This is a genomic window from Halomonas jincaotanensis (assembly GCF_018448785.1).
Taxonomy (GTDB): domain Bacteria; phylum Pseudomonadota; class Gammaproteobacteria; order Pseudomonadales; family Halomonadaceae; genus Halomonas; species Halomonas jincaotanensis.
The window spans coordinates 1-5,672 of record NZ_JAHCLU010000046.1; the positions used below are offsets into that span (position 1 = coordinate 1).

2 tRNA genes and 3 rRNA genes are annotated in these 5,672 nt (G+C 56.6%); all 5 read left to right on the top strand.

What is annotated here, in order from left to right:
- Positions 1 to 203 precede the first annotated feature (203 nt).
- The 5 genes from KG088_RS19320 to rrf all read left to right on the top strand — a co-directional run bounded on the left by KG088_RS19320 (position 204) and on the right by rrf (position 5,620).
- Positions 204 to 1,744, top strand: a 16S ribosomal RNA gene (locus KG088_RS19320).
- Between the two features lie 92 nt (positions 1,745 to 1,836).
- Positions 1,837 to 1,913, top strand: a tRNA-Ile gene (locus KG088_RS19325).
- Positions 1,914 to 2,133: 220 nt separating this feature from the next.
- Positions 2,134 to 2,209 (top strand) — tRNA-Ala (locus tag KG088_RS19330).
- A gap of 220 nt (positions 2,210 to 2,429) precedes the next feature.
- A 23S ribosomal RNA gene (locus KG088_RS19335) occupies positions 2,430 to 5,425 on the top strand.
- 79 nt (positions 5,426 to 5,504) lie between these two features.
- Positions 5,505 to 5,620 (top strand): 5S ribosomal RNA (gene rrf, locus KG088_RS19340).
- Together the 16S, 23S and 5S rRNA genes with 2 tRNA genes alongside form the textbook arrangement of a ribosomal RNA operon.
- Positions 5,621 to 5,672 lie beyond the last annotated feature (52 nt).

Below are 5,672 nucleotides of genomic sequence, written 5' to 3' on the forward strand. Positions count from 1 at the left end.
AGCCGCTCTTTAACAATCGATCAGGTAATTCATGTGGGCGCTTGCCGATGTGTCAGTGACCAGTCACTGAGATATCAAGGCAAGCGACTCGTCAAGGTCGGCCCTTCGGGGCAGGACCTTTTGAGCAGTTTGACCCTTGAGCCGAGATGGATCCGCTCTTGTCGTTTTCTTCGGGGAATGGCAAGCAAGGATCACAATGATTGCAACTGAAGAGTTTGATCATGGCTCAGATTGAACGCTGGCGGCAGGCTTAACACATGCAAGTCGAGCGGTAACAGGTCCAGCTTGCTGGACGCTGACGAGCGGCGGACGGGTGAGTAATGCATAGGAATCTACCCGGTAGTGGGGGATAACCTGGGGAAACCCAGGCTAATACCGCATACGTCCTACGGGAGAAAGCGGGGGCTCTTCGGACCTCGCGCTATCGGATGAGCCTATGTCGGATTAGCTAGTTGGTGAGGTAACGGCCCACCAAGGCGACGATCCGTAGCTGGTCTGAGAGGATGATCAGCCACATCGGGACTGAGACACGGCCCGAACTCCTACGGGAGGCAGCAGTGGGGAATATTGGACAATGGGCGCAAGCCTGATCCAGCCATGCCGCGTGTGTGAAGAAGGCTTTCGGGTTGTAAAGCACTTTCAGTGGGGAAGAAGGCCTGACGGCCAATACCCGTCAGGGGCGACATCACCCACAGAAGAAGCACCGGCTAACTCCGTGCCAGCAGCCGCGGTAATACGGAGGGTGCGAGCGTTAATCGGAATTACTGGGCGTAAAGCGCGCGTAGGCGGCTTGATAAGCCGGTTGTGAAAGCCCCGGGCTCAACCTGGGAACGGCATCCGGAACTGTCGGGCTAGAGTGCAGGAGAGGAAGGTAGAATTCCCGGTGTAGCGGTGAAATGCGTAGAGATCGGGAGGAATACCAGTGGCGAAGGCGGCCTTCTGGACTGACACTGACGCTGAGGTGCGAAAGCGTGGGTAGCAAACAGGATTAGATACCCTGGTAGTCCACGCCGTAAACGATGTCGACTAGCCGTTGGGTGCCTCGAGCACTTTGTGGCGAAGTTAACGCGATAAGTCGACCGCCTGGGGAGTACGGCCGCAAGGTTAAAACTCAAATGAATTGACGGGGGCCCGCACAAGCGGTGGAGCATGTGGTTTAATTCGATGCAACGCGAAGAACCTTACCTACCCTTGACATCGTGCGAACCCGGAAGAGATTCCGGGGTGCCTTCGGGAGCGCACAGACAGGTGCTGCATGGCTGTCGTCAGCTCGTGTTGTGAAATGTTGGGTTAAGTCCCGTAACGAGCGCAACCCTTGTCCCTATTTGCCAGCACGTTATGGTGGGAACTCTAGGGAGACTGCCGGTGACAAACCGGAGGAAGGTGGGGACGACGTCAAGTCATCATGGCCCTTACGGGTAGGGCTACACACGTGCTACAATGGCCGGTACAAAGGGTGGCAAAGCCGCGAGGTGGAGCTAATCCCGAAAAGCCGGTCTCAGTCCGGATCGGAGTCTGCAACTCGACTCCGTGAAGTCGGAATCGCTAGTAATCGTGAATCAGAATGTCACGGTGAATACGTTCCCGGGCCTTGTACACACCGCCCGTCACACCATGGGAGTGGACTGCACCAGAAGTGGTTAGCTTAACCCTCGGGGGAGCGATCACCACGGTGTGGTTCATGACTGGGGTGAAGTCGTAACAAGGTAGCCGTAGGGGAACCTGCGGCTGGATCACCTCCTTACCGACGACGTCGCTGACACGCGGCAAGTGCTCACATGAATTACCTGATCGACCAGAGCAACGACTGTTGGGGTATCGGCCCAGCGTGACCATGGGTCTGTAGCTCAGTTGGTTAGAGCGCACCCCTGATAAGGGTGAGGTCGGCAGTTCAAGTCTGCCCAGACCCACCATTCTCCGAACCGGCGGATGAGCTCAGTGGGTTGGAGCGCACCCCCGGATGTTCTATAGAGAGAAGGGTGAGGTCGCGGGGTGTGTTCAAGTCTGCCCAGACCCACCACATTTGCGTGATACGTCGTTGAAAGACTCCTCGTATAGCAGGCTATACGTCGTCATCTTTCGCCTTGTCTCACCCAAATGCCATTGCGCCAGTAGGTCTGCGCGATGCCGATCGGGGCCTTAGCTCAGCTGGGAGAGCGCCTGCCTTGCACGCAGGAGGTCAGCGGTTCGATCCCGCTAGGCTCCACCACCTCTCCGCCCCCTCCCCAGTCGTTAACTGAAAGCCTTAAGCTAGGTGCTTGGAAGAGAAGGTTTCTTCGAGCCTCCAGCTTAAAGCTTCCAGCTTTAATTGCTCTTTAACAATGTGAATCATGCTGACAAGTTTCTCCGCAAGGAGAAACGAACGTGATACGTGATAAGCGTATCCGGCAATTTTAGCGGATTGCCGACCAGACCCTTTGGGGTTATATGGTCAAGCAAGTAAGCGCATACGGTGAATGCCTAGGCAGCCAGAGGCGATGAAAGACGTGGAAGCCTGCGATAAGGCTCGGTGAGGTGGCAAACGACCTGTGACCCGGGCATTTCTGAATGGGGCAACCCACCCACGGCAACGTGGGTATCCTGTCCTGAATCCATAGGGGCAGGAGGCGAACCGGGGGAACTGAAACATCTCATTACCCCGAGGAACAGAAATCAACCGAGATTCCCCCAGTAGCGGCGAGCGACCGGGGACTAGCCCTTAAGCGACACGACCGATAGGCGAACAGGCTGGGAAGCCTGACCACAGCGGGTGATAGTCCCGTAGCCGAAATCCGAGTGACGTGAAATCGAGTAGGTCGGGGCACGAGAAACCCTGACTGAATATGGGGGGACCATCCTCCAAGGCTAAATACTCCTGGCTGACCGATAGTGAACCAGTACCGTGAGGGAAAGGCGAAAAGAACCCCGATGAGGGGAGTGAAATAGATCCTGAAACCGTATGCGTACAAGCAGTGGGAGCAGGCGAGTCCTGTGACCGCGTACCTTTTGTATAATGGGTCAGCGACTTATTTTCAGTGGCGAGCTTAACCGACTAGGGGAGGCGTAGGGAAACCGAGTCTTAACGGGGCGACCAGTCGCTGGAAATAGACCCGAAACCGGGCGATCTATCCATGAGCAGGGTGAAGGTTGAGTAACATCAACTGGAGGCCCGCACCAGGATCTGTTGAAAAAGATTTGGATGACTTGTGGATCGGAGTGAAAGGCTAATCAAGCCCGGAGATAGCTGGTTCTCCTCGAAAGCTATTTAGGTAGCGCCTCACGTAGCACCACCGGGGGTAGAGCACTGTTTCGGCTAGGGGGTCATCCCGACTTACCAACCCGAGGCAAACTCCGAATACCGGTGAGTGACGCGTGGGAGACACACAGCGGGTGCTAACGTCCGTTGTGAAAAGGGCAACAACCCAGACCGTCAGCTAAGGTCCCGAAATCCTGGTTAAGTGGGAAACGAGGTGGGAAGGCTCAGACAGCTAGGAGGTTGGCTTAGAAGCAGCCATCCTTTAAAGAAAGCGTAATAGCTCACTAGTCGAGTCGGCCTGCGCGGAAGATGTAACGGGGCTAAACCAGGTACCGAAGCTACGGGTGTGCCTGCATCACTTAAGGCTATTCGATTAACGTCGCGAAGCGGCGTTCAAGCCCTCCCGAACGTTGAGTTCGGTGAGGATGAGTAGAGTAGGCTTAAGGATGCAGGCACGCGGTAGAGGAGCGTCGTGTACGCCGACGAAGGTGGATTGAGAAGTCTGCTGGAGGTATCACGAGTGCGAATGCTGACATGAGTAACGATAAGGGGTGTGAAAAACACCCCCGCCGGAAGACCAAGGGTTTCTGTTCGACGCTAATCGGAGCAGAGTGAGTCGGCCCCTAAGGCGAGGCCGAAAGGCGTAGTCGATGGGAAACGGGTCAATATTCCCGTACCTCACGGTATTGCGATGGGGGGACGAAGAAGGCTAGGCGAGCCAGGCGTTGGTAGCCCTGGTGAAAGTCGGTAGGCAAGCGGCTCTGGTAAATCCGGGCCACTCTTTTCAATAAGGATGCCGAGAGACGAGACGAACTGACCACGGTCAGGAAGTCGCTGATGCCACGCTTCCAGGAAAAGCCTCTAAGCTTCAGATACCGTGGGACCGTACCCCAAACCGACACAGGTGGTCAGGGTGAGAATCCTAAGGCGCTTGAGAGAACTCGGGTGAAGGAACTAGGCAAAATGGTGCCGTAACTTCGGGAGAAGGCACGCCGCGCTAGTGTGAAGGCCCTTGCGGCTGGAGCACGAGGCGGTCGAAGATACCAGGTGGCTGCAACTGTTTATTAAAAACACAGCACTCTGCCAACGCGCAAGCGGACGTATAGGGTGTGACGCCTGCCCGGTGCCGGAAGGTTAAGTGATGGTGTTAGCCCTCGGGCGAAGCTCTTGATCGAAGCCCCGGTAAACGGCGGCCGTAACTATAACGGTCCTAAGGTAGCGAAATTCCTTGTCGGGTAAGTTCCGACCTGCACGAATGGCGTAATGATGGCCACGCTGTCTCCACCCGAGACTCAGTGAAATTGAAATCGCCGTGAAGATGCGGTGTACCCGCGGCTAGACGGAAAGACCCCGTGAACCTTTACTACAGCTTCACACTGGATGCTGATGTTGCTTGTGTAGGATAGCTGGGAGGCTTGGAACCCCGGACGCCAGTTCGGGGGGAGCCGACCTTGAAATACCAGCCTGGCATCATTGGCGTTCTAACTCAGGCCCGTTATCCGGGTCGAGGACCGTGTGTGGTGGGTAGTTTGACTGGGGCGGTCTCCTCCTAAAGCGTAACGGAGGAGCACGAAGGTACCCTCAGCACGGTTGGAAATCGTGCAGTGAGTGCAAGAGCATAAGGGTGCTTGACTGCGAGACAGACACGTCGAGCAGGTGCGAAAGCAGGTTCTAGTGATCCGGTGGTGCTGTATGGAAGGGCCATCGCTCAACGGATAAAAGGTACTCCGGGGATAACAGGCTGATACCGCCCAAGAGTTCACATCGACGGCGGTGTTTGGCACCTCGATGTCGGCTCATCACATCCTGGGGCTGAAGTCGGTCCCAAGGGTATGGCTGTTCGCCATTTAAAGTGGTACGCGAGCTGGGTTTAGAACGTCGTGAGACAGTTCGGTCCCTATCTGCCGTGGGCGTTGGATGTTTGAGAAGCGCTGCTCCTAGTACGAGAGGACCGGAGTGGACGCACCTCTGGTGTTCCGGTTGTCACGCCAGTGGCACTGCCGGGTAGCTATGTGCGGACAGGATAACCGCTGAAAGCATCTAAGCGGGAAGCCTCCTTCAAGATGAGACATCCCCGAGGCCTTGAGCCTCCTGAAGGGCCCAGCAAGACCAGCTGGTGGATAGGCACGGTGTGGACGCGCCGCAAGGCGTTGAGCTAACGTGTACTAATGGCCCGTGAGGCTTGACCATATAACACCCAAGGGGTCTGCAAGCCCGCCAGGGCCGGAGACGTCGGACGTATCGCGCCAGCATGATTCACCGTTTTTCGCCTGACGACCACAGCGTGCGGGAACCACCTGATCCCTTGCCGAACTCAGCAGTGAAACCGCTCAGCGCCGATGGTAGTGTGGGGCTTCCCCATGCGAGAGTAGGTCATCGTCAGGCACCTCTCCCGGCCCCCCAGCATCACGCGATGCTGGGGGGCTCTCGTGTGCGG